This window comes from Desulfovibrio sp. 7SRBS1 (assembly GCF_049723905.1).
GTDB lineage: Bacteria > Desulfobacterota > Desulfovibrionia > Desulfovibrionales > Desulfovibrionaceae.
On record NZ_JBJKFD010000001.1, the window covers coordinates 3,331,439 to 3,355,360 of the forward strand.

17 protein-coding genes and 2 pseudogenes are annotated in these 23,922 nt (G+C 55.5%); 7 read left to right on the plus strand and 12 right to left on the minus strand.

The window, feature by feature from the left end:
• The first annotated feature begins 298 nt into the window (after positions 1–298).
• Positions 299–1,522, plus strand: coding sequence for a hypothetical protein (locus ACI0FJ_RS14940; protein WP_424304696.1), 1,224 nt, complete (start codon positions 299–301; stop codon positions 1,520–1,522).
• Between the two features lie 113 nt (positions 1,523–1,635).
• Here the strand turns inward: ACI0FJ_RS14940 and ACI0FJ_RS14945 are convergent.
• The 6 genes and pseudogenes from ACI0FJ_RS14945 to ACI0FJ_RS14970 all read right to left on the minus strand — a co-directional run bounded on the left by ACI0FJ_RS14945 (position 1,636) and on the right by ACI0FJ_RS14970 (position 7,403).
• A pseudogene (locus ACI0FJ_RS14945) lies at positions 1,636–2,394 on the minus strand (IS5 family transposase).
• 322 nt (positions 2,395–2,716) lie between these two features.
• The gene (locus tag ACI0FJ_RS14950) at positions 2,717–4,027 is read right to left on the minus strand and encodes a (Fe-S)-binding protein (RefSeq protein ID WP_424304697.1); all 1,311 of its coding nucleotides are present in this window, start codon (positions 4,025–4,027) and stop codon (positions 2,717–2,719) included.
• Positions 4,028–4,030: 3 nt separating this feature from the next.
• On the minus strand, positions 4,031–5,407 hold the full coding sequence (locus ACI0FJ_RS14955; RefSeq protein ID WP_424304698.1) for an FAD-binding oxidoreductase: 1,377 nt from the start codon (positions 5,405–5,407) through the stop codon (positions 4,031–4,033).
• Between the two features lie 39 nt (positions 5,408–5,446).
• A complete protein-coding gene (locus ACI0FJ_RS14960; protein WP_424304699.1) occupies positions 5,447–5,701 on the minus strand; it encodes a DMT family transporter in 255 nt (84 codons plus the stop codon).
• A gap of 62 nt (positions 5,702–5,763) precedes the next feature.
• Complete coding sequence (locus ACI0FJ_RS14965; RefSeq protein WP_424304700.1) at positions 5,764–6,090, minus strand: hypothetical protein; 327 nt, start codon at positions 6,088–6,090, stop codon at positions 5,764–5,766.
• 65 nt (positions 6,091–6,155) lie between these two features.
• Positions 6,156–7,403 carry an MFS transporter gene (locus ACI0FJ_RS14970; protein ID WP_424304701.1) on the minus strand — a complete coding sequence of 416 codons (1,248 nt, stop codon included), beginning with the start codon at positions 7,401–7,403 and terminating at the stop codon, positions 6,156–6,158.
• Between the two features lie 445 nt (positions 7,404–7,848).
• Between ACI0FJ_RS14970 and ACI0FJ_RS14975 the strand changes: the two genes are divergently transcribed.
• The gene (locus ACI0FJ_RS14975; RefSeq protein WP_424304702.1) at positions 7,849–8,595 is read left to right on the plus strand and encodes an IclR family transcriptional regulator; all 747 of its coding nucleotides are present in this window, start codon (positions 7,849–7,851) and stop codon (positions 8,593–8,595) included.
• Positions 8,596–8,643: 48 nt separating this feature from the next.
• Positions 8,644–9,135: pseudogene (locus tag ACI0FJ_RS14980) on the plus strand (RNA-guided endonuclease InsQ/TnpB family protein); the annotation flags it as partial.
• Here the strand turns inward: ACI0FJ_RS14980 and ACI0FJ_RS14985 are convergent.
• From ACI0FJ_RS14985 to ACI0FJ_RS15000, 4 genes are all read right to left on the minus strand, one after another.
• Positions 9,087–9,428, minus strand: coding sequence for a hypothetical protein (locus ACI0FJ_RS14985; RefSeq protein ID WP_424304703.1), 342 nt, complete (start codon positions 9,426–9,428; stop codon positions 9,087–9,089). The pseudogene ACI0FJ_RS14980 and the gene ACI0FJ_RS14985 sit on opposite strands and share 49 nt — an antisense overlap.
• Before the next feature lie 324 nt (positions 9,429–9,752).
• Complete coding sequence (locus ACI0FJ_RS14990) at positions 9,753–11,774, minus strand: methyl-accepting chemotaxis protein (protein WP_424304704.1); 2,022 nt, start codon at positions 11,772–11,774, stop codon at positions 9,753–9,755.
• Positions 11,775–12,322: 548 nt separating this feature from the next.
• Complete coding sequence (locus ACI0FJ_RS14995) at positions 12,323–13,051, minus strand: sulfite exporter TauE/SafE family protein (RefSeq protein WP_424304705.1); 729 nt, start codon at positions 13,049–13,051, stop codon at positions 12,323–12,325.
• 108 nt (positions 13,052–13,159) lie between these two features.
• Entirely contained in the window at positions 13,160–14,017 is an 858-nt protein-coding gene (locus ACI0FJ_RS15000) for an NAD(P)-dependent oxidoreductase (RefSeq protein ID WP_424304706.1), read from the minus strand.
• A gap of 545 nt (positions 14,018–14,562) precedes the next feature.
• On the opposite strand from ACI0FJ_RS15000, the gene ACI0FJ_RS15005 reads away from it, so the two are divergent.
• From ACI0FJ_RS15005 to ACI0FJ_RS15020, 4 genes are all read left to right on the plus strand, one after another.
• Positions 14,563–15,393 (plus strand): amidohydrolase family protein, encoded by an 831-nt coding sequence (locus ACI0FJ_RS15005; RefSeq protein ID WP_424304707.1) that lies wholly within the window; start codon positions 14,563–14,565, stop codon positions 15,391–15,393.
• Positions 15,394–16,061: 668 nt separating this feature from the next.
• Complete coding sequence (locus ACI0FJ_RS15010; protein ID WP_424304708.1) at positions 16,062–16,427, plus strand: hypothetical protein; 366 nt, start codon at positions 16,062–16,064, stop codon at positions 16,425–16,427.
• 982 nt (positions 16,428–17,409) lie between these two features.
• A complete protein-coding gene (locus ACI0FJ_RS15015) occupies positions 17,410–17,775 on the plus strand; it encodes a hypothetical protein (RefSeq protein ID WP_424304709.1) in 366 nt (121 codons plus the stop codon).
• A gap of 599 nt (positions 17,776–18,374) precedes the next feature.
• Positions 18,375–19,766, plus strand: coding sequence for a sigma-54 interaction domain-containing protein (locus tag ACI0FJ_RS15020; protein WP_424304710.1), 1,392 nt, complete (start codon positions 18,375–18,377; stop codon positions 19,764–19,766).
• 144 nt (positions 19,767–19,910) lie between these two features.
• On the opposite strand, the gene hpsH is transcribed toward ACI0FJ_RS15020, so the two are convergent.
• Positions 19,911–20,843 (minus strand): (2S)-3-sulfopropanediol dehydratase activating enzyme, encoded by a 933-nt coding sequence (hpsH, locus tag ACI0FJ_RS15025; protein ID WP_424304711.1) that lies wholly within the window; start codon positions 20,841–20,843, stop codon positions 19,911–19,913.
• An 85-nt stretch (positions 20,844–20,928) separates the two neighbouring features.
• On the minus strand, positions 20,929–23,400 hold the full coding sequence (gene hpsG, locus ACI0FJ_RS15030) for a (2S)-3-sulfopropanediol dehydratase (RefSeq protein WP_424304712.1): 2,472 nt from the start codon (positions 23,398–23,400) through the stop codon (positions 20,929–20,931).
• Positions 23,401–23,922: the final 522 nt, after the last annotated feature.

Here is a 23,922-nt window from a genome sequence, read left to right on the forward strand (position 1 = left end):
GGCGTTGCTGCGGAAAATTGACTTCGCTCGTGTACATAAGAGTACACGTCGCGACTCAATTTCCCTGGCGCCTTGTTCTCGCACCTTTTTGAACACCCTGTGTGGAAGTTCGGCAGGCAAGAGGATTTAACGCCGTTACAGCGAAAATGGCTTCGCCTTTTTTAGAAAGGTAAAAAAGGATAAATTGGAGGCTGTTTTTTTGCAACTTGGGCATAGATTTTAGAATTGATTTGGTGTAACTTTTTTATAAAAAATATTTATTTATAACTACGTATCGAGATATAACATCGGGGAAACTATGTGCGATTTGGGTCGTGCTACTAATCTGCTTAAATTTTTATACCATTTGTATAATGGTATCCCTTTTGTAAAAATCAAGCATTGTATAAATGAGCCATTGAGGCACCCTAAGGTATCAGATCTTTATTTTAGCAGAGAGCTTGACGTAGGCTCTATTGTAACAACATCTGGGTATCTTTCAAAATATTGTCAGTACTTTAAGCCTGCTTCCTATGTGTCTCATGTTTATCAGCCCACTGAATGTAGATATAGTAGATCTTCCATACACGGAACGGGGACGTCTTACAGTAGGCAGACTATTAAAATTGGTGCTTCTCGCCCAACCTATTTCCCCGTGCAAGCTTTGCCAAATTGGGAAGTGTCTGCTGACGACTCATATAAAATAGCCTTCTTATATCCAGAGTCTTTTACTCGGTTTCTCCAATGTTCAGATTTAGATAAAAAAAATATATTAGAACAATATAAGGCGATACCTGTTTTGCTTTCTAATTTCGACTTTAATCGACTTACAGATCGATGGTTGAGTAAAATAACAGCACGAATTGTCCCCCTTCCGGACGATGCTCAGAAAAAATTTTTCGAAATCTCTGGAGATTCAAATGCAGAAGGTAAGTGGAAAGAAAGTTTAGAATTACTTATGTACTCGCACTTTAGGCCAAGTTCAGAATTAATTGGATTTGCGCTAGATGGGAGGCAACGTTTTGAATACTCTATTGATAAAGATAAAAAAAACGATTTTTCAGTTGGGGCTTATGTCGAAGGCCATTTTATAAATACCCCTGAAAATATGTATAATTATGACTTCGGTTGTTTTATACCACGAGTTCAAACTTCCTCACCAATTACGAACCCTAGTAATGAGTTTAATAATAGAATATATGGTTTGGCGAAAAATAAAGGGCTATATGTTGATGATTACAATGTATCGTTTGTTCGGCACTATGTTAGAGATGACACTATAACAATACTGCAAAAAAATAATATTTTTAGTTTATATACCGATTTGCCATTACTCAATGAAAGGTCAGCAAAGAAAAAATATGATGAAATGGTAGGCTTGTACCATCGATTACGAATAAATGTCTGCAAGCAGCTAAAGCAAGAAAAATGTACTAATGTGAAATTTTTTTTGGATTTTATTTGGGACTATAGAAAAGTTTGCGCTTTTGATAAGCGAGGCTTAAAGAATAAATTTATAGAAAATTTAAACAATTATAAATAGTATAACGGTGTCTAATATTTAATAATTGACTGGAGAAATAGTGAATTTTATTAAAATAGTAGTTTCGCTTCTCCGCTCGATAAATGTATAGTTTCTAGATACGTGTCGTCAAATTATTGTAGCCACAATACTATGCACCGAATCTGAATCGCCGCAAGGAAGGACGAGGCCCTTTTGGCGTATCGCGTGGCAATACCTCGCCATCTCTTGAGATGCAAAAATGCGTTTTCGACAATATGCCGTAGTTTATACAAGTATTTGTCATAATCGCGTTGTTTCTTCCGCTTTTTTTTTGGGGGGCGGAATGACCGGAGTTGCTTCCATGTTTTCGACCTTGTTGATGATTTCATCCGTATCATACCCTTTGTCTGCCAAAAGAAAGTCAGCTTCAAATCCATCAATCAGGCAACAGGCCTCTGCGCAATCAGCTTTGGTACCTTCTGTAATAGAAACTCGGACCGGCAAACCAAGCGCATCCACGGCCAAGTGTATCTTGGTGTTGAGCCCCCTTTTGTGCGGCTCATTGCTTGGTTGCCTCCAACCGCCCCAGCCGCATGTGGATGAACCTTACAATGGCTTGCATCAATCATCAGCCATTCAAAGTCCGGCTCCACCATCAACTCCTCCAGCAGGCCTTCCCACACGCCACGATCCCGCCATCGGCAAAATCTGCGTTGTGTGTTTTTCCAGTGACCGTAATCCGGTGGGAGATCGCGCCAGGGTGCGCCTGTGCGGAGTCTCCAAAAGACCGCGTTGATGAATAATCTGTTGTCTGTTGCGGGGCGACCAACAGAGCCTTTTCGTCCTGGAAGATGTGGCTTCAGAGCGTCCCAAATTCTGTCGCGAATGTCGTGTCGTCTGTGTGCTAGCATTCGATCCTCCGTGTTCGACTTAAAGGGGGATAGCATAATTTCTTTAATTTGACGACACTATCTAGAAGATCAACAAGCCTTCCAGGTAGTAATTGACCATTCAGCTTGCCCGGTAGTTGCCCAGGTTGCCGCCATCATGGGCTATAACGCAGACGATGGCCAGTCCCGGTCCGCCCCTCCGTGCTCTCGGGGGCGGGGTTGTTCATCCTGCGTTTCTGGTAATAGAGTTGTTAAGGACCAGTCTCTAAGGCGGACGCTAGAATCTTAAAGTAGGTAACCCCCAATAGGGATTACCTACTTGTCTGCTAGCCGTTTCCGAAGGTTATGCGCCGATGGCCTCGGCGAGGATCTGGATGATGTGCTTTACCGGCATATCGGTCCCTCCGTTGCGCCTGCGCAGGCCGTCCCGGAGTTGCAGGATGCAGCCGGGGCAGGCCGTGGCGATGACGTCGGCGTTCGTGGTTGCGGCGTCTTCGATCTTTGGGGCCTGAATCTGTTTGGACCGCTCCATGTTGGCAAGGCAGTATGTACCGCCGAGCCCGCAGCAGGCCTCGGGGTGCCGCATTTCGCTGATCATGTTTCCAGTCGCCGTCTCCAGCACTCGGCGGGGTTCGTTGATCAGCTTCTGGGCTTTCCGCAGGTGGCAGGGGTCGTGGTAGGTCGCCGAGAGCTTTGCCGTCTTCGAGAGCAGCGGGACCAGGCGGTCCAGGTCCGTGTCGGTCGCCAGGAATTCGGTGATGTCCCTGGTGCGCGAGGCGATGTTCTTCAGCCCGGTCGCCAGGGCGGGATCGTCGCCGAACCGGTCCATATAGCCGTGTTTGAGCATGTGGCCGCATGAGGCGCAGGCAGTGACGATGGGCACCTCCATGCCGTCCTTGGCCAGGGCGCCGATGTTCCGTTCGGCCTGCTTGCGCACTATCTCGTGCTCCCCGGTGGCGAGCATGGGCATGCCACAGCAGGTCTGCCTGGACGGCACCTCGACGGCGATGCCGAGGGCGTTGAGGACCTTGACCAGGCTGTGGCCGATTTCGGTCATGAAGTAATTGGTCATGCAGCCGGTGAAGAAGACCACCTTCGGTTGGTCCGGGCTTCCGGCGAACTGGACCTCGTCCCTGAACGGTCTGGCCGCCAGTTGCGGCACGTACTGGTCCTTGTCCACCATGGGCATGGAGAAACGGCGGTACAACCCGCTCGTTTCGGGCACGGCCTTGAAGGCCAGTTTCTGCGCCATGGCGCCGATCTTGGCCCCCGCGTCGAGCACTCCCCGGGGCATGGACAGGGTCTGTCCCACGGCCTTTTTGATGAGGGGCACACCCAGCTTTTCGGCATAGGCCTCGCGTACGGCGATGACCACCTTGTCCGCCCGCGCCCCGCTGGAGCACTGGCTCACACAGCCGGTGCACAGCAGACAGTTGTCGAAAAGTTCGCGGGTGTGCGCGTCGAACTCCAGCTCGCCGCGGGTCAGGCTTTCGGCGATGGCGATCTTGCCCCGGGCCGTATATCGCTCCATGGGCGTCACGGCGAACACCGGACAGACGGTTCGGCATTCGCCGCAACGGATGCATTTGTCGGTTTCGTTTTTGACCAGCTTTTGTAGCGCGGCCATTTTTTCGGCTTGGGTCTGTTTCTTCATGGTTTATCCCCTGGGCATGACTTTGCCCGGATTGAGCAACCCCTTGGGGTCAAGCAGCGTCTTGAAGCTACGCATCAGGTTCATGGTCGGCTCGTCGATGTTCCAGTGCAGGTTTTGCACCTTGACGCAACCGATGCCGTGTTCCGCGGCGATGCGGCCTTCGAGCTCCACCACTGCCGCGACCACTTCCTGCTTGGCCACCATGGGGAAGGGACCGCCGTCCTTGCCGGTGGTCATGCCGATGTGGATGTTGCCGTCGCCGTAGTGGCCGAAGTTGGCGATGATGATGTGGTGGCGCTCGGCGATTTCATCCAGCTTGCGGATCATGGCCGGGATGCGGGCGATGGGCACCGATATGTCGTCATCCTCCCATTCCGTGGCGATCTCGCACAGGGCGAAGGAGAGGGCGCGGCGCGCTTTCCAGAGGTCCTCGCGGTCCTCGTCCGACTGCGCCTTGCGGAAGGTGATGACGCCGCACTTCTCGCAGGCGGCCTCGATCTTTGCCGCCTCGGCGTCGAGGTACTGATCCGGCCCGTCCACCTCTATGAGCAGCAGCGCGCCTTCCTCGGGCTTCGCGCCGAAGGCGATGGCCTTTTCCACGGCCTCCAGGGAGATGCGGTCCAGGAATTCCAGGGTGGCCGGGCGCACGCCGGTGGCGTAGATGGCGCTGACGGCCTCGGCCGCCTTTTCCAGGGTGGAGAAGGTGGCGGTCATGGTCCTGCGGGCTTCCGGCCTGGGCACGACCTTGAGCACGGCCTTGGTGATGACGCCGAGGGTTCCCTCGGAGCCGACGAAGAGTTCGGTCAGGTTGTAGCCCGCCACGTCCTTGATGCATTTGGAGCCCGTCCGGACGATCTCGCCCGTGGGCAGGACCACTTCCAGGCCCATGACGTACTGCTTGGTCACGCCGTACTTGACGGCGCGGATGCCGCCCGCGTTTTCCGCAATGTTGCCGCCGATGGTGGCGAAGGCGATGGAGGCGGGGTCGGGCGGATACATCAGGCCGATGCGGTCTACCTCGGTCTGGAGGTCCTTGACCACCACGCCGGGCTCAAGGATGACGAGGAAGTTGTCCCGGTCGATTTCGAGAATCCGGTTGAAGCGGTCCATGGCCATGACGATGCCGCCCTGGACCGGGACGCAGCCGCCGGTGTAGCCGCTGCCGCCGCCACGCGGCGTGACCGGAACGTCATACGCATACGCCAGCTTCATGATTTCCGCCACTTCCTCCGTGCTCTTGGGCGAAACCATGCCTTCGGGCTTGGCGCGCTTTTCCGGGTTGGCGTCATAGGAATAGGCGACCATGTCCTCCGGAGAGAAGGAGCAGCGGTCCTTGCCGAGGAGAGCTTCGAGTTTGTTGATGAATTCTTGGTGCAACATACATGCTCCAACAGTGAGTTGTGGGTTGATAGACGTTGGCTACTCCGTCGCCGTCAGGTTGAGCGAGACGACGCCGACCAGGATGATGGCTACGCTGATGAATTTTCTGAGCGTGATGCTTTCGTTGAACAGGATCACGCCGAGCACGGAGGTCGCGATGATGCCGACTCCGGACCAGATGGCGTAGGCCACCCCGAGTTCGATCTCCTTGACGGCCATGGTGCCGCCGAGCTCCAGCGCAATGGCGGAGTAGAGCTGCACCCAGCAGTCCTTCACCAGGGTGACGCCGAGCATTTATTCGGTCTCCCGCGCCCGCAGGGGCACAAAGCTGGGGGGAAAGAAAAACAGGGCCGCGCTCAGGAGCTGGCTGGCCGTGTAGCCGATGTAGGCCAGGATGGTGGTGAGGGTGCTGACGAGGCGGACTCTGGTGCCGTGCCGCTGCTCGATGAGGTCCGAATAGGTGATGTGGCGATGCCGATCTGGTAGGACTTCTCCGCCGTTCCCATGATGGCGGCGCCGCCCACCCAGGACGACATCCAGAGGGCGGCCAGCGACAGGGTGCCCGCCCCGCGCCCACCGACGTAGTAGTCCTCCGTGGTCTTCTGCTTTCTGTTCGCGTGGAGGGCGATGGCGAGCAACGAGCAGAAGTAGAGCATCAGCACTGTGTAGTCGATCGCTTCCATGCCACCCTCTCTTGTTGCACATGGCCGGACAGGACGGGCCTGTCCGGCCGTTGCGGGTTACGCGGCTATGCCGCCCGGGAAGTCGTCCTGACGGCGATGACGCTGTTGCGCCGGATCATCAGGGCCGAGAAGAGGCCGACGACGCCGGACGCGGCAAGGAAGCTGAAGATATACAGGTAGCCGGTGTTGCCAAACCTGTCGAGCCAAACGCCGAAGAGCGGGTTGTAGATCATGTCGGGCAGGTAGCCGATCATGGAGGCGACCGCCACGGTCGTGCCGGTGAACCGGCGGGGAATGCCGACCTCCTCGATGCAGGAGTAGAGGATCGAGTAGCAGGTGAAGGTCACGGCGGCGAGCAGGAGCTGGAGGCCGATGACCACGGCGGCGCTGGTGCCCACGGGCAGCAGCATGAAGACGACCAGGATGGAAGTCATCAGCGCGAAACAGCTGATGATGACCAGGGCCGGGGACTTCAGCTTGTCCGCGAAGATGCCGCCCAGCGGGCCGCAGGTCAGGCGCAACACATGAGTGCGCACGATGGCCAATACACCGGAGAAAGCCATGGTCACGCCGATGACCTTGGTCATGTAGGGGTTGAAGTAGGAGGTGCTGGTGTAGATGCCGTGGCCGCAGAATATCAGGATGGAGATGGCCCAGGTCATGGGGTTCTTGAGCACGATGAGGATGTCGCTGGTCTTGAACTTGTCGTCCTCCGATTCCGCTGCCGCGTCTTTGGCTTCCTCAAAGAAGAAGAACACGATGATCGACGAGAGGATGCAGGTCGCGCCCTGCACGTAGATGACTCCCTTGAGGCCGCCCACGGCGTCGGCGGTGAAAAGGCCGTAGACGTACAGGGCGACGGAGGCGGTGATGGCCGAAAAGGCTCCGACGCCGGAGCTGAAGAAGCCGTAGAGCTTGCCCTGCTCCGCGGCGGTGCCAAGCAGGCGGATGGCCTTGATGATGCCCGACCAGAACGCGAAGGCGGTGCTGAACGCCAGGAGGATCCAGACGACCAAGGCGAAGGAGTAGTTCATGTTCAGGGCGAAGACGAAGTTGAGCACGCCCGTGGCGAATAAGGAGGCCACCAGCACGTACTTGGCCTTGAATTTGTCGGCCACCCAGCCGCCGGGAATGTACAGGACAAGTGCGGCGATGGTGTAGACGGTAAGCAGGAAGCCCGCCTGCTCGTTGTTGCAGCCAACTCCTTCCAGCAACTGGTCGTAGAAAACGTACTTGATGTACGGCAACATGTAACTGGCGGCGTACCCCAGCGACAGCGCGAACAATACGAAGTATTTCCTGAACATATTCATGCCAACCTCCTGAAAATCCTACTGTTGTCGTCGCCCCCGGCGCGACGGGTTTCTAATCCCTCACAACGACAAGGGCGTCCGCTGCGCAGATTCCCTATCCTTTGCAGAGCTCTCGATTCTGCGTCATGCGGGCGCTTTTTTTTCAGATCCGGTCATTCCGACCTCCACTCGGTTGCTGCTCCGGTCTTCCCTGCTGAATGCGATGGGCTGGCCGGGTTGTAATTTTCGTATTTTCGTGCGGCCGAATGGCTGGACGGCACGGTTCCTGTTAGCGTTGATCACTGTCTATTGCCGTTTGAAGAATGCTGTCAAAAATATTTTCAGTTACGAATAAAAGTTCGCATATGCGTATAATTTGTACTTTACATCAGGCAAGGATATAAAGAGGGTGGGGAAGGCGAAAGGGCCGCAACCGCTTTTCTCCTTACTGCTCAGGAGGTGGAAGATGAAATTGAACAGAACCGCCCACAGGGTGACGGAGATACTCCGCCTGCTGGCTGAAAGCCCGGAGGGGCTGACCCTGACCGAGATCGGGAATGAATTGGCGCTCCCCAAGGCCAGCGCGTTCGATATCGTGCAGACATTGAAGAAGACGCATTTTCTCCGGGAGTCCAACAGGCGGTACGCGATAGGCTTTATGGCGCAAGAGGTGGGCGAGGCCTATTCCAAGGGCAAGGACCTCTATGGAGCCACGCAGCCGCACCTAGCGGTCCTGGCAGATGCGTTGAACATGGCGGGGTCGCTCGTCACCTATGAGCGGGGGACGCTGAATTACGTCATCGAGCACCGCCCGATAGGCTCAATCGTCAATCCCGTGGCGTCAAGCGGCATGGATTTCGTGCATGCGTCTTCATCCGGTAAATCGCTGATCGCCTTCATGCCCGAGGCGCGTCAACGCAAGGCGTTGTCCCTTTTGACGTTCAAGCGATTTACGGACAGAACGATCCTGAACATGGTCGACTTCATGGAGGAACTCGAGCGGATCAGAACCCGTGGATACGCGATCGACAATCGGGAATTCAACGAATTGATGACCTGCGTATCCACGCCTATCTTCAGGCGGAATCAGGCCGTGGCGACCTTGACGTTGTCCGATCTCCAAGTTGATCCTGACGCCGTCCCCGATATAGCCGAGCGGCTTTTGGAGACGGCGCGGAACATAGCGGCCGAACTGGCGAAGGACGATGAGTGACTTGCCCCGGAGTCCGTTCCGGTCTTTTGTTCCGCGCACTTTTCCCGACTTCATCTCCGTATTGCCGATGCTCGTAACGACTTCCTGCACAAGGCATCCGCCGCCATTGCCCAAAACCACGGCATGGTGGCTATGGAGGACCTGCAGGTATCGAACATGAGCGCTTCGGCAAAAGGGAGCATGGAGGAGCCGGGACGAAACGTGAAAGCCAAATCCGGTCTGAACAAGGCGATTCTCGACCAGGGCTGGTTCGAGTTTCGCCGCCAGCTTGGGTACAAGCTGGACTGGCTGGGCGGAAGGCTGGTGCTGGTGGACCCGAAGAACACAAGCCGGACGTGTGCTCAATGCGGCCATGTCGCGGCTGAAAACCGGAAGACGCAAAGCCGGTTCAGGTGTGTGGCTTGTGGCCACACAGCCCATGCGGACCTGAACGCGGCGATAAACATTTTGGCGGCAGGGCTTGCCGTTACAGCCTGTGGAGAGGGAAAGGCTCAAGCGCCCTCGATGAAGCAGGAACCAACCGGGAAGGTGGCTGCATGAATGCTTTCATCTTCGCCGGAATCCCCTTCCTTCAGGTGGGGGAGGAAGTCAACGGAGTTCTTCACAGCAAAATCTTCGTTCACCAACGAGGCCAGACTTGCAAGATGTTCATCACGTCTTGTTGTTGGATCAAACGGTTTAAGAAGAACCGCCCCGGTTGGCAGCTTGTGGGCAATCACATATTTCTGATCATCCCTAAGACCAAGATTCTCACGGAGCCAGGCTTGATTTAAAACGAGTTGCCTGTTCTTTGGGCTGACAGTCAGTATTTCAAATTCTGTCGTTTTGGACATCGACTCTCTCCTTTTGAGACAGATCGTCTTAGCCTGTGTGAAAGTTTGGCAGGCTGCTTTTCTTTTCAAGCAGCCTGCCACTTGAGGGCTGAAGAAACGTAAGAGTCTTACGGAAGTGGCTGTCCAGTGGGCCGTCCAGTGAGCTGTCCAGTGAGTTTTTTAGGGAGGGGAAGGGCAGCCCATACAACGCCTGATCCGCGCAATTCGCGATCACCGGCAATGTTCTGGTTGAGAACAAATAAAAAGGGCGCGCCGAGCCTTTAAGGTACAGCGCGCCCTGTGTGTTAGGATTTATCGGGCGTTGGGGTTTTGTTTGCGGGGTGGTTATGCGTTTTTCAGCTGTTCGACCACCGAGCGCAAATCGCCCGCCATGTGTGCCAGCTGCTCGATGGCGCGGGCCGATTCGTTAATGCTGTCCGAGGTCTCGTTGGCAATAATCGAAACTTCTTCCACGGTGTGGCTTATCTCTTCCGAAGCGGCGGACTGTTCTTCGGCGGCCGTGGCTATGGACTGCGCCTGGGAGGCATTGGCCTCGGCAAAGGAGAGGATGTTTTCCAGCACTCCACCCGAGTCGTGCGCAAGGGTGGTCGTCTCTTCCACGGAGATCGAAGCCGTATCCATGGAGTTGATGCTCTGCTTGGACGCAGCCTGAATGGCCGAGATTTTCTTGCCCACCTCGTCGGTTGCGCCGATGGTTTTTTCCGCCAGTTTGCGCACTTCGTCGGCCACAACGGCAAAGCCCCGTCCGGCATCTCCGGCCCGGGCGGCCTCGATGGCGGCGTTCAGCGCCAGAAGGTTGGTCTGGTCCGCAATGTCGTTGATCACGTCCATGATGGCCCCGATGCTGTCCGCCTGCTGGCCCAAAGCCGTCAGCTCTTTCTTCATGGCCAGGGTTTGTTCCTGAACGTGGTTTACCGAAGTGATGACCCGGCGCACCAGGTCGGAACCCCGGCTCGCCTCTTCCTGGGTGTTTACCGCGTTGGTCGCGGCATCCCCGGAATTGCGGGCCACCTCGATGACCGAGGCGTTCATCTGCTCCATGCTTGTGGCGGTTTCGGCCAGCCGTTCGTGCTGGGTCTTGGCAGAGCTGGCTATCTGGTCGGCCTGCGCGCCCAGTTCCTCGGTGCCCGAGGCAATGCGCTCCACCACGCCTTCAATTTGCGAGGCAGCCTGCATAATGCCCTTTTGGGTGGCCAGTTCGGCTTCCCTGCGGGCTTCTTCGGCCTCGGAAACCGCCTTGCGGGCGCGTTCCGCTTCCTGTTCGGCCAGCCGTTCCTTTTCCGCGCTTTGGTCGATCATTTCCTTGAGGGTGCCGACCATGGAGCGCAGGGCTGCGGCCAGCACGCCGACCTCGTCCTTGCGGTTGATGTCCAGGGTTTCGTCCAACTTCCCTTCGGAAACAGCGGCGGCAAAGGCCACGCTTTTGTTCAGCGGCTTGAAGATGAGATACGAAGCCAGCAGATTGAGCATGATGGCCGAGACGATAAGGGCGGCAGCGGCAACCATGGCCATGTGGTACATGTTTTCCCAGGAATCCGCGTGGATGACGTCCACCTGCTCGAAAGACCAGACCTTCCAGTCCAGGCTCTTGATGGCAAAGACGCTGCCTTCATAGTTCCGGCCATTGTACGAGAATTTGATCCGTCCGTCGGATTGGAGGGATTTGTATTGTTTCAGGTCCGGGATGAGTTCCCAGAGAATTTTTCCTATGTCCTCCGCGTTGTCGCTGGCCATGACGTCGCCATTTGGGCGGGTGAGGAACAGGTTTTTGAAATCGAGCACATGGTTGGTGTAGTCCGTAATGTCCTTGAGCCCGAGGTTGATGCACAGGGTTCCGGCAACTTCGCCCTGCTTGAGAATGGGGACGCCCGCCGCCATGACGGTTACGCCCTGCGACGAGGTGTAGGGCGTGGTGACGATGCGTTTTTCTCCGGCGAACAGCCGCTTGTACCATTCGCGTCCGAGTTTTTTAGCATTGAAATTGGGGACCAGCCCGTTGATGTCGTAGGTGGTTCCGTTGGCATAGCAAAAATAGGCCACCCCCACTCCTGTCTGGCTTACAAGCTTCTTGAGCAGGGTGTCTCTGTACTTCATCACCGCCTGCGGATCATCCGTGGGCGCTGCGTAGAACAGGCGGGCGGTCAGTTCCAGGGTATTGAAGTAGACTTCCAGCTTTTCCGATACCGCCTTGCCCACGGAGCGGGCCACGGTATCGAGTTTTTCTTTTTCCGAGGTGTTGGAAGAGGCGCTGAAGTTTTCATACGAGATTGCGGTCATCACAAGAATGACCAGGGTAAAGAAAGAGAACACACTGAAAACGATCTTGTTTTTTGCGCTCAAGGCCACATTAATTCTCCTGTCGCATGAAAGACTGCGCGTTTCTTTTTGCCTGCCTGCGTTAATACCTGTTGTGATGCATGGCTCGGTTTCTGGACTTTTATATCCCGAGATGCGTCCGGATTTCGCGAAGCTTTAGCTGGCAATCGGCAATGCAAAGTAAAAATTGGTTGAAGATGGAAATTGTAGATACCTATAAGCAATAAATGCACCAGCAAATTATAATAATGCGTTTTTGGATGCCATTATAAGTGTTGTATGCGCTTTCTTTACAGCTCAGGTTCGGGCTGATTTCGGTTTTGCCCGATGTCTCCTGTGCAGCCCAGGAAAGTAAGGGGGAAAGTCAGCTGCATCACAAGTGAAGCGATACAGTGCAAAGAGCAGGATCTGGGCGTGCGCAGAGAGCGCTGTTTGCTGGAATACACAGCGGAATGCAAAATCTTGCTGAAGAAAATGCGTTACCTGGGCGGGGAGGAAGGTGCGGCAGGACTATGGTGTGCAGAAATGCCATACCCTGTTGCATAGGTGCAATATCGGCTTACATTACCATTGTGTCGTTAAAGGTATTCCATGAGCATGGCCGCCGCGCTGATGCTGGAAAGCAGAAAGACCGCCGGACGGGTGCACCGTTTGTCGAAATACGGGGAGAGCTTGAAGGACAGCACGTACCCCAGAACCGCGGCAGGGGCCAGGGCCAGGGCCAGCTGGAGCTGCAAAAGCCCGAGTTTTCCCACCGAGGCCAGGGCAATGAGGGACATGGCCACGGAGATGAGGCCGACGGCGGAAAGGGTGCCGCGCAGTTCCGGGCCGGGGCTGTTCTGAAGGGCGATGGCCAGGGGCGGAACGCATACGCCGCTCAGGGTGCCCATGAACCCGCCCATGGTTCCGGCGGCAAAAAGGATTTTTCTGTTGGGCGTTATGCGGATGCCCAGCATGCTGAGGGCCACGCCGAGAAAAATAAGTCCGCCGAAGAGGATGGCTGTTTCCCGGTGGGGAAGGTGGGCCACCAGCAGGGCGGCCAGCCCAGTTCCTATGACGAAGCCAGGGATGCTCTGTTTGACGTAGGTCCGGTTGATGGCGTTGCGTTCGCGGAAGAGGATCATGGCGGTCATGAGGCCGACCAGAAGAACGATGGGGCCGGGATAAAAGGCCGGGTCTATCAGCAGGAGAAAGGGGCCGATGAGCAGTGCCAGGCCGAATCCAGCCAGGCCGTTGCCAAAAGCGCCTATGGTTACGACAAGAAAGGCGAGCAAAAGATCGTGAACTGAAATTCCGGGAAGGAACATGGTGTTGGTACCTGTTTTCGTGAAGCGATACAAAGGGTTGAACGGTGAATGTGCATCCGATCGGGCCGGGGGCCGGTGGAGGGGGCGGTGTAAGCGCCGGAGTCCGGGTCAGGAAATGATGTGGTGGACGCCGCAGCAGTCCTCTTCGCCATGGCCTTGGGCGCTGGCCTTTTTGAATATTTCCAGAACCGTGCGCATGGTCGACACGTCCATGCCCCAGGCTTCCGCCATTTCACAGCCAAGGCGCACGTCCTTCAGTGCCAGGTCCAGCCCGAAGCGCTTTTCGTAGTCCCCGGCTGCAATCCACGGACCGCGGACGTCCATCTGAAAACTGCAGGCCCCGGTATCCTGAAGCAGCTCCACGGCCTTTTCCGTATCCAGCCCTGCCTGTTGCAGAATGTGCAGCCCTTCCGAAAGCACAACCAGATTGGACATGCCTATCATGTTGCTGACCAGCTTTACGGCGCAGGCCGCGTCCACGCTTCCCAGATAATGGGCCGGAGCGCCGATAACCGGCCACAGGTCGGAAAGACGCTCAAAGCACTCCCTGTTTCCGCCTATGAACAGCGGTTCTTCCGCCCGTTCGGCATGGGCCGGGGTCTTGCCCAGGGTGCATTGCAAAAAGCCTATGCCGTACTGCGCGGCAGTGTCTTCGAGAAAATGGGACGTTTGGGGATCTATGGTGCTGAGGTCCACGTAAATGGCCTCGGCCTTCATTTGGGAAAGCAGCCCCTGTGGCCCGCCCATCAGCGTCATGACGTCCTGGGGCAGCGGCAGGCAGGTGAACACCACCTCGCATGAGGCAAGATCGCCAATCAGGTTGGTTACCGAGCCGTTGTTCTCCACTGCCGGGCTTGCGGTGCCGCTGGTGCCTCGTTTGTAGATGAGCACCTCGTGGCCGCCCTTCATCAGGTTGTGGGCGATGGGGGCTCCCATTTTTCCGGTTCCTATACAGCCGATACGCATGACCCTGTTCTCCTTGTCTCTTGCAACGATAGCCGGTGCGGGACGTCGCACTATTTGAATAAAATTGCAATCCGGGTGCCATATGCGCGGTGGCCGGGTGCCGGGGTGGGCAACATGTTTGTTTCTAAGGGGAAAAGTTTTGCGCAGAGGGTTTTTCCCGTATTCCAAAGGATGTTTGGGAAAATATTTTGTTGGGAAAATCGGCAAGAACACTGCGGAGAAAAGGGTCTGCGTTGCGTAACGGCAGGCCGGTGTTGCACCGGTGCACGCTTTTGCCTGCCAAATCTGGGGATTCTTCGGTTGTCTCCAGCCATCATGGGGGCAGACCGGAAAAAGTGTTGTACCACTGCAATGTGTGGGAGCTGTTCGGGGCGAAAATCCGTGCGCAATTTCAACAGAATATGGCTCTGCCCGTGGTTTGCGGGGCTTTGGACTGCGGGCACTCTTTTTGCTTCAGTGTGCGCGGGATTTCTGAAGGCGCGGCAGGGGAGCGCCGCAGGCCTAAGGCAGACAACATGTGCATTGTAATTCAAAAGGAGTCTTTCATGCAGGTTATTGATTTCAGGTTCCGCCCCAACACGCAGGCGACCATCGACGGGTTCACCACCAGCACCATGTTCAAGGGCATGTTTGAAAAGATCGATCTCAGCCACATGAAGGCCCAGACCGTTCCCGAAATCGTCGAAGATCTGAAAAAGCACAGTGTGGTCAAGGCCGTCATTACCGGCCGTGATTGCGAATCCACCTACGATGCCGGTTCCAACAACGGCGGCGTCATCAATTTTGTACAAAGCTTTCCCGACATTTTCATCGGATTCGTGGGGCTCGATCCCCACAAGGGCATGAAGGCCGTTAAAGAGCTGCAGGACTCCGTGCAAAACAAGGGCATGAGCGGCGCGTCCATCGACCCCTATCTGGCCAAGATTCCGGCCAACGACGCCAAGTACTATCCCCTGTATGCCAAGTGCTGCGAGCTGGACATTCCCATGGTCATTTCCACCGGCCCCGCCACCCTGGTGCCCGGTGCGGTTATGGAACATGCCGCTCCCCGGTTCATCGATTCCGTGGCCCGCGACTTTCCGGAACTCAAAATCGTCATCAGCCACGGCGGCTACCCCTGGGTTCAGGAAGCCATCATGGTGGCGGAACGGAACTACAACGTGTTCATGGAACTGTCCGAATACGAGCAGCATCCCGGTTCCGAGGCGTATGTCCAGGCGGCAAACACCATCATTCCGGACAAGATCCTGTTTGCCAGCGCCCACCCCGGCGTGGATTTCCGCCAGGCCATGAATTTGTACAACGAACTCCCCTTTGCCGCCGACGTGCGTGAGAACATCATGTACAACAACGCCGCAAAGGTTTTGGGCCTTTAGTATACCTCCTTCCTCCGCAAGGTGTGGCAACGCATCTTGCGGAGAAATCCGCCCCACAGCGCGTATGGCCGAACCATTTTCCCGCTGACTTGCCGGTCGGCTCACCGGCCGGTTCACGCTGCAACGCAAGGGGCCTTGCTCACCTTCTCTTTCCTTTCGGCTGTATGCAGCAGCCGCCCCCGAAAATCTCCTTCAAATCGAATTCCGGTTTGGTCCTTTGTCGCACTGGGGGGTGGATAATCCCCCCTTTCCAAGCAGCCTAAGTTTTCGCGGGGGCTATATTATGTTGCCATATCACGTGGGGGGGCCGCAGGGCAGGCTGTTGCGCGGTACGGAAACCTGCGAAATCGGCTGGACAATGTTATCGCTTGTTGGGTTGGCGGCAAAGCCAAGAAGCGCCAACTTTATGGGCTGCAGATGATGAAAGGTTGTGGCGGGTTTGGTTTAACATACTGTTTACAATAAACATTATTTATTGGTATGTTTTTTGTTAGTGTGTGCTTACGTTGGTGTGTGATGAAGGAATGCGGCTGCTGCTTTCTGTTGGCGTGTTGCTTCCGGTTCGGGGCATGTGCTCTGTGGTGGCCCCAGGCTTCACGTGCAGCCAACGTTTGACAAATTGGGCAGTAGGCCTGCCCCTAAAAATTTTATGCCCAGGAGTATACGCCATGACGTTGCCCAAGTTTTCTCTCTTCGCAGTGTTGTTTGTTGCTGTCTCCCTCATGTCAGCAGCACCCGTTTTGGCAAGCACCAAGATGAGCCCGGAGAAGTGTGCGGCCGTTGGTTCTGCCGTGGTGCATTGCTACGATTGCATGGAATACAAGTACCTGGGGAAGGCTTCCGTTCTGACGGGCTACGAAGAATCCGGAGGCGAGAAGTACTGCGTGGTGGCTAATGAGGCCAAGGCCGCCTGTGCCAGCCGCTTTGGAGTAAATAGGAATGCAATTGGGTATTACACGACGTTCTCGGTTGGCGGAGTAAAGAAGGAAGAAATTTACGGCACGTCCTGCATAGACAGGGTTGGGAAGCCGTAGGCCCCGGCTCTGGGCGTCTTGAGCAAGAAAGGAAGGAAGCCCCAGCTCGTTTTGTTCACCAAACGAGCTCCCTTCCGTACGGAGATTGCAACCCGCCTGATGGATGCAACTTGAAAGTTCATCTGTCTGCCCTTGTGGGCATATCCTCTTTACAAGTCGTCATGTATTTTTATTAGTTCGGTAAAGATATTCTTAAGCACGGTGTGCACAATGCATTGGCATTGGTTGTTTCCTGCTGCTACAGGGGTTTTGCCTCTTTGTTGCGTTGCCAAATACCTTTACAACAACGCCGCAAAGGTTTTGGGCCTTTAGTATACCTCCTTCCTCCGCAAGGTGTGGCAACGCATCTTGCGGAGAAATCCGCCCCACAGCGCGTATGGCCGAACCATTTTCCCGGCTGACTTGCCGGTCGGCTCACCGGCCGGTTCTCGCTGCAGCGCAAGGGGCCTTGCTCACCCTTTCTTTCCTTTCGGCTGTATGCAGCAGCCGCCCCCGAAAATCTCCTTCAAATCGAATTCCGGTTTGGTCCTTTGTCGCACTGGGGGGTGGATAATCCCCCCCTTTCCAAGCAGCCTAAGTTTTCGCGGGGGCTATATTATGTTGCCATATCACGTGGGGGGGCCGCAGGGCAGGCTGTTGCGCGGTACGGAAACCTGCGAAATCGGCTGGACAATGTTATCGCTTGCTGGGTTGGCGGCAAAGCCAAGAAGCGCCAACTTTATGGGCTGCATGTGATGAAAGGTTGTGGCGGGTTTGGTTTAACATACTGTTTCCCATAAACATTATTTATTGGTATGTTTTTTGTTAGTGTGTGCTTACGTTGGTGTGTGATGAAGGAATGCGGCTGCTGCTTTCTGTCGGCGTGTTGCTTCCGGTTCGGGGCGTGTGCTCTGTGGTGGTCCCGGGCTTCACGTGCAGCCAAGGTTTGCCAAATTGGGCAGTAGGCCTGCCCCTAAAAATTTTATGCCCAGGAGTATACGCCATGACGTTGCCCAAGTTTTCTCTCTTCGCAGTGTTGTTTGTTGCTGTCTCCCTCATGTCAGCAGCACCCGTTTGGGCCAGCTCAAAGGCAAGCCCGGAGAGTTGTGCGGCCGTTGGTGCTGTCGTGGTGCATTGCTACGATTGCGGGCATTACAAGTACCTGGGGAAGGCTTCCGTTCTGACGGGCTACGAAGAATCCGGAGGCGAGAAGTACTGCGTGGTGGTTGCCGATGCCACGGCCGCCTGTTCCAGCCGCTTTGGAGTAAATAGGTATGCAATTGGGTATTACACGACGTTCCGTATTGGCGGAGGATCGCGGGACGAAACGCACGACACGAGCTGCATAGACAGGGTTGGGAAGCCGTAGGCCCCGGCTCTGGGCGTCTTGAGCAAGAAAGGAAGGATGCCCCAGCTCGTTTTGTTCACCAAACGAGCTCCCTTCCGTACGGAGATTGCAACCCGCCTGATGGATGCAACTTGAAAGTTCATCTGCCTGCCCTTGTGGGCATATCCTCTCTACAAGTCGTCATGTATTTTTATTAGTTCGGTAAAGATATTCTTAAGCACGCTGTGCACAATGCATTGGCATTGGTTGTTTCCTGCTGCTACAGGGTTTTTGCCTCTTTGTTGCGTTGCCAAATACCTTCAACAATGTACGCGATTTTCAAATTATCCGGTCTACAAAAGCGAACAGCCGCCTGTTTTTTCTGTTTTACTGAAAAATGGTTAGAACCATGAATTTCGGTGGTGGAAATTTCTTTGGAAAATATTTGTTTTTCCGGTGTGTTATGTCGTTTTTTGAATCCTTCCCCTTAAGGGCAGTTTTTTTGACTTTTCTGCAGTCCAACACTAGTGTCGTTTTCGTGTCGTGCGATGGCCGAATTGGTGATCCTGTTTTTGGGCCATCCGCGGCAATATTTTTTTCATTTAACGATTACACACAGTTGGCCCATGGAAAATACATCCTTGCCGACGGATATACTGCACGCCTACATGTCGGATCTCCTGGATTCGTTCGGGGAGGCCATTGCCATTTCAGACTGCTACGGGAACATGATCTATGTGAACTCGAAGCATTCGGAGCTTACCGGCATAGCCCCCCAGGACATTCTTGGGAAAAAGGCAATGGACATGGTGGAGCAGGGCGCGTTCGACGTTGTTCTGAACCCGGAAATCGTCAAGACGGGACAGCCCGCCACCCGGATGCAGAACCTCGCGGACGGGCGCAAGCTTATCCTTGAGGGCAATCCTATTTTTGACGAGCTCGGCCATGTCGTGCTGGTAATCACCTTTATCCGCGACATCACCAAGATTGCCGAACTCAACGAGCAGGTGGCCGCCCAAAAGGAACTGCTGGAAGCATTCAGGAAGCTCCAGGGAGGTGGGGGCACACCCCACGAAAAATTCCCCAGGATGATTTCCAGCCGGGCCATGAAAAAGCTCTACGCCCAGATTTCCATTTTGGGCGATACCGACGTGACCGTGCTCATCCAGGGGGAAACCGGAGCGGGCAAGGATGTTTTTGCCCACCGGCTGCACGAGGCCAGCAACCGCGTCAACCTTCCCTTTATCAAGACAGACTGTAGCAGCATCCCTGAAAATCTCATAGAAACCGAGCTGTTCGGCTACACCCCCGGCGCGTTTTCCGGGGCCAGCAAGCAGGGCAAGGTGGGGCTTATCGAGGCTGCCTCGTCCGGTACGCTTTTTCTGGATGAAATAGCGGAACTGCCCCTGTCCATGCAGGCCAAGCTGCTGCGCGTTCTGCAGGACCGCGAAGTTGTCCGCGTGGGCTCCACAACGCCCAGAAAGGTCGATGTCCGCGTGGTTGCCGCCACCAACAAAAATCTGGAGCAGGAAGTCGCCGAGGGCCATTTCCGCAGCGACCTCTACTACCGGCTCAAGGTGGCCGTGGTCACCATTCCTCCGCTCCGGGAGCGCAAGGCCGACATCCTGCCCATGGCGCGCGGGTTCCTCCGTTTTTATTCCCAAAAGTACAAGCGCGACGTGGTTCTTGCCCCGGACGCCGAAGAGGCCTTGCTGGCCTATTCCTGGCCCGGCAACGTGCGCGAGCTGGAAAACCTCATCCTCGGATGCATGATCACCTGCGAAAAGCGCATGATCAATGCCAAGGACCTTCCCATTCTCAAGAATGCGAGCGAAGAGGAAGCGCGCAACGGCCTGCTGGAGAATCTGGAGGTGGAGGGCAAGACCCTGAAGCAGATTCTCGACGAGGTGGAACAGAAGGTGATTATGGATGGCATGGCCAGGCTGGGAAATATGAGCGCCCTGGCTCGGACGCTGGGCGTGGACCGGACCACGATTTTCCGCAAGATGCGAAAGTACGAAAAACCGAATTAATGGGAGCGCGGCCATTTGGCCTGCAACTCCTGCGGTATATAAAAAAAACCGGGCGCGTATGGCATGCGCCCGGTTTTTCTGTTCAAGAGAGAGGGGGAGCCAGACTGTGTTCTTCAGCCGTGGCGAACAAAAAACAGTCAGTGGCTACTGTGCAAATTTCCCCGCAAAACCGGCCTGGAGGATCTGCAACCGGGCCATGAGCCCTTCGTCCAGTTCCTTTTCCGTCATTTCGTAGGTTCTGCCCAGGTAGTTGTATTTGGGTTCGCCAAACCGGTGGTAGGGCAGCATTTCGTAGCTCAGTCCCTTGCGTCCCAGGGGGAGGAATTCCAGAATGGCCCGGATGTCCTCTTCAGTGTCGTTGAAGCCGGGCACAACAGGGGTGCGCACCATGATGGGCAGGTCCGGGAATTCCTCGCAGACCTTGCCGAAGTTCTCCAGAATACGCTCGTTGCCCACCCCGGTGAACTGCTTGTGCTTTGCGCTGTCCATGCACTTTATGTCCATTATCAGGGCGTCCAGGCTCTGGCACGCTTCCTTCAATGTTTCCCAGGAACAGTGTCCGCAGGTTTCCATCATGCAGTGGATGCGGTGTTTCCGTCCTTCGCGCAAAAGGGCCGCGGCAAATTTTCCCTGGGCCATGGCTTCGCCGCCGCTCAGGGTCATGCCGCCGCCGGAGCGGGTGTAAAAGGGGCTGTCTTTTTCCACCTGCTTTATCACTTCGGCCACGGTCATGGTTTCGCCGTACACGTTCAGCGCGTTGGCGGGGCAGGCCTCGGCGCAGGTGTGGCAGCGGACGCATTTTTCCGGGTCTATCTGCGGCATGTTCTGTTCGGACGCACTCAGCGCGCCGTTGGGGCAGGCTTTTATGCAGCGCGTACACTTTTCCGTGGTAAGGCACTTTCTGGGGTTGAAGGCCAGATCCGGGCGCATGTTTTGCGATTCCGGGTTGCTGCACCACCTGCAGCGCAGCGGGCATCCCTTCAGAAAAACCAGGGTGCGTATTCCTGTGCCGTCGTGGACGGAATAGTTCTGGATGTTGAAGACGATGCCTTTTTGTTGCGAATCCGGGATGCTCATTCTGAATATCCTTGTGACAGCATGGGAAAAAAGATGTGAAAAAGGGGAGGACGAAGCGGCGTCCTCCCCTTTACATGCCTTACGGTTAGACCGTGGCGTGTTCGGTTCTGTTGATGATGTCGTCCTGCAGGTCCTTGGACAGGTCGCAGAAGTAGGCGCTGTAGCCGGCAATGCGAACCAGCAGGTCACGGTAGCTGTCCGGGTCCTTCTGGGCGGCCACCAGGGTTTCCTTGTTCACGATGTTGAACTGCAGGTGCCACAGGTGCAGGTCGCACCAGGTGCGGATCATGTCCATGATCTTGCGGGTACCTTCCTCGCCCTCTACCGCCTTGGGGGAGAGCTTCAGGTTCAGCAGACGGGACGCGCGGTTCATCATGCCCATGTTCTTGGTGTGGTAGTTGGACATGAGCACGGCGGTGGGGCCGTTGTGGTCTGCGCCGTGGGAAGCGGAAGTGCCGTCGGACAGGGCAGTCCAGGCGTGGCGTCCGTTGGGCGTGGCGGAAACGACCTTGCCAAAGGGAACGTGCGAGGTGATGGGCACGTAGCGGACGTCGCAATGGATGCCGCGTTCCTTGGAGTATTTTTCAGCGTATACCTGGGTGATGAAGTCGATGTCCTTGGCAATGGCGTCGGCGTATTCGTCGTTGTTGCCGTAGGCCGGAGCGTTGCGGAGCATTTCGCGGACGTCTTCATGTCCTTCAAAGTCCGTCTTCATGGCTTCCACAACTTCGGCCATGGTCAGCTTCTTGTCTTCAAACACCAGCTTCTTGATGGCGGACAGGCTGTCCGTAACCGTGCCATAGCCCAGGAATTCGAAGTAGGAGTAGTCCACGCCGCCTTCGATCTTGGGGCTCTGCAGGTCCTTGCCTTCCTTCATGCACAGGTCGTGCAGCACGGAAGCCATGGGCGAGGCAAAGTGTTCGGGACGCAGGCAATCGACCACGTACTGCTGCAGGAAGGCCTTGGACAGCAGGTTCATGTGCTGCTTCTTGTAGGCTTCGTAGAATTCGTCCCAGGTCTTGAAAGAGGTGGGGTCGCCGGTTTCCAGGCCGATGAGCTCGTCGCCGTAGTGCAGCATGCGGCCATTGTACATGGTCATTTCCATGGCAGTGGCAAAGTTGATGTACACGCAGCCGGATGTGTAGGTGTCGCGGTTGGGCATGCGGGCTTCTGTGCAGCCGGAAACGGCGTAGTCCAGGGCTTCCTTGAAGGGAGCGCCCTTGGCCGTGTACAGGGGCACGATTTCTTCGTCGTTGATCAGCTTGGGAAAGCCGGAACCGTCCTTGATGGTCAGCGCGATCTCGTGGAGAAAACGCTCCGGAGTACGGGAATGGATACGGGTTGCCAGGTCGGGGTAGTTCAGGGGGAAATCCCGCTTGGACTTCAGGAACAGGTAGGACAGCTCGTTGGTGGCGTCCTGTCCGTCGGGAGTCTGGCCGCCGATGGTTACGGCTTCCCAGTGGGCGTATCCTTCCTGGAATTCGTTGCCTGTGGGGTTGATGTACAGGTCGATGAACTGGGCCATTTCAACCCACATGATTTCCAGCAGTTCGGTAGCCTGTTCTTCGGTCAGTTTTCCTTCTTCAATGTCTTTCTTGTAGAAGGGGTACAGGTACTGGTCCATGCGGCCGTTGGAGATGATGGCCGAAGCCTTCTGCTCCATGCGCGAGAACATCTGTACAAACCACTGGCACTGCAGGGCTTCGCGGAAGTTGCGGGCGGGCTCGGCAGGTACACGTTCGCAGATTTCAGCCATTTCCAGCAGCTCGGCCTTGCGCTTTTCGTCCTTTTCGGCGGCGGCAAGTTCCCGTGCCAGTGTGGCGTGGCGCTTTGCCCAAATCATAATGGCGTCGCAGACGATGACCATGGCCTGGTAGAAGGGGCGCTTGTCCCAGTTCTGCGTGGGGCTCATGGGGTCGAGTTCGTCCAGCTTGGCCTGTGCTTCGGCCTGGATGTCCAGGAAGCCGCGCTTGATGACCTTTTCATAGTCGTGCACCCACTGCAGGGCGGAACGGTAGGAAGATGTTTCGCTGACCACGAACTTGGACTTCAGACCTTCGTTGTCGTCGTAGGTGACGGTGCGCAGCTCTTCGGGCAGGGCGTGGTTCAGGTGCTCGTGGTAGGTCTTGCCTTCCCAGAAGGGAGCAATTTCGCTCAGCAGCAGGTCGGTGTCTTCCTTGGAGATGATGAAGGGGCTTTTTTCGCGCTTGTGCAGGTCCTTCATAACCACTTTATAGAAGTCACCGTCGATTTCCGGATACAGGATGCCATAACGGCCGGGCTGCCCTGCACGTCCGGCAAGAAGGGAATTGGGCGTGATGTACACGTCGATTTTTTCAGCAACGTTCTTGAGCGCCTTGGCCCAGCGCAGAACCAGAGGCTGGCCTTCGGTCGTCTTCATGGATTCCGTGAAATACTGGGCGCGTTGGATGTCGATGTGCGGGACGGTCATGTGGAACGTATCCATGATGCCGTATACGCGTTCGCGGCCCTTGCGGGTATCCAGTTTGTTCAGAATGCGATCTTCCTGGGGGGAAAGTGAGCAACAACCAGTCATGGTGCTTTCTCCTGATAAATTGAGTGGGCTGCAGACTTAAAGAGCTGCAGCAAAAATTGTTTGAGTGATAAACCCGTTCGCTCTGATGTCTCCCACTTAGCAAGGCTGGTGCCAAAAGTGTAACCAGTTTGTTTTATTGAAGAAATGTCGCATTTGTGAAAAAAAGGACAGAAGCGGATTTTTTTCAACTATGTTGCGCTGGTGCAACGCTTTTTGGGGTGGGCTTTGGTTTGCTTGGATTTTTGAGGGTGTTGCAGTGGTGCCACATGTGCACCAGCGCACATCCATTCCCGTGAGAACAGCACGATAGCGGCGTTGCTGCACGAAATTCAAAACCTCGCGTATCAGGAAATACGCGTCGGCTCTGAATTTCGCTGGCGCCTTGCTCTCGCACCGTTCTCACAAGAATGGTGCTGGGGATGGGTAGAATAGCAGAAAGAAGAGAAGATAGAAGAGACAAGGCCGAAGAAGCGGAGAGCTTTGGATATAAATAAAGGCGGCAAGCGCAATGCCTGCCGCCTT

Coding starts and splice junctions, on each gene's coding strand:
- ACI0FJ_RS14940 (WP_424304696.1), top strand. CDS start 299: ATGTGCGATTTGGGTCGTGCTACTAATCTGCTTAAATTTTTATACCAT.
- ACI0FJ_RS14950 (WP_424304697.1), bottom strand. CDS start 4,027: ATGAAGAAACAGACCCAAGCCGAAAAAATGGCCGCGCTACAAAAGCTG.
- ACI0FJ_RS14955 (WP_424304698.1), bottom strand. CDS start 5,407: ATGTTGCACCAAGAATTCATCAACAAACTCGAAGCTCTCCTCGGCAAG.
- ACI0FJ_RS14960 (WP_424304699.1), bottom strand. CDS start 5,701: ATGCTCGGCGTCACCCTGGTGAAGGACTGCTGGGTGCAGCTCTACTCC.
- ACI0FJ_RS14965 (WP_424304700.1), bottom strand. CDS start 6,090: ATGGAAGCGATCGACTACACAGTGCTGATGCTCTACTTCTGCTCGTTG.
- ACI0FJ_RS14970 (WP_424304701.1), bottom strand. CDS start 7,403: ATGAATATGTTCAGGAAATACTTCGTATTGTTCGCGCTGTCGCTGGGG.
- ACI0FJ_RS14975 (WP_424304702.1), top strand. CDS start 7,849: ATGAAATTGAACAGAACCGCCCACAGGGTGACGGAGATACTCCGCCTG.
- ACI0FJ_RS14985 (WP_424304703.1), bottom strand. CDS start 9,428: ATGTCCAAAACGACAGAATTTGAAATACTGACTGTCAGCCCAAAGAAC.
- ACI0FJ_RS14995 (WP_424304705.1), bottom strand. CDS start 13,051: ATGTTCCTTCCCGGAATTTCAGTTCACGATCTTTTGCTCGCCTTTCTT.
- ACI0FJ_RS15000 (WP_424304706.1), bottom strand. CDS start 14,017: ATGCGTATCGGCTGTATAGGAACCGGAAAAATGGGAGCCCCCATCGCC.
- ACI0FJ_RS15005 (WP_424304707.1), top strand. CDS start 14,563: ATGCAGGTTATTGATTTCAGGTTCCGCCCCAACACGCAGGCGACCATC.
- ACI0FJ_RS15010 (WP_424304708.1), top strand. CDS start 16,062: ATGACGTTGCCCAAGTTTTCTCTCTTCGCAGTGTTGTTTGTTGCTGTC.
- ACI0FJ_RS15015 (WP_424304709.1), top strand. CDS start 17,410: ATGACGTTGCCCAAGTTTTCTCTCTTCGCAGTGTTGTTTGTTGCTGTC.
- hpsH (WP_424304711.1), bottom strand. CDS start 20,843: ATGAGCATCCCGGATTCGCAACAAAAAGGCATCGTCTTCAACATCCAG.
- hpsG (WP_424304712.1), bottom strand. CDS start 23,400: ATGACTGGTTGTTGCTCACTTTCCCCCCAGGAAGATCGCATTCTGAAC.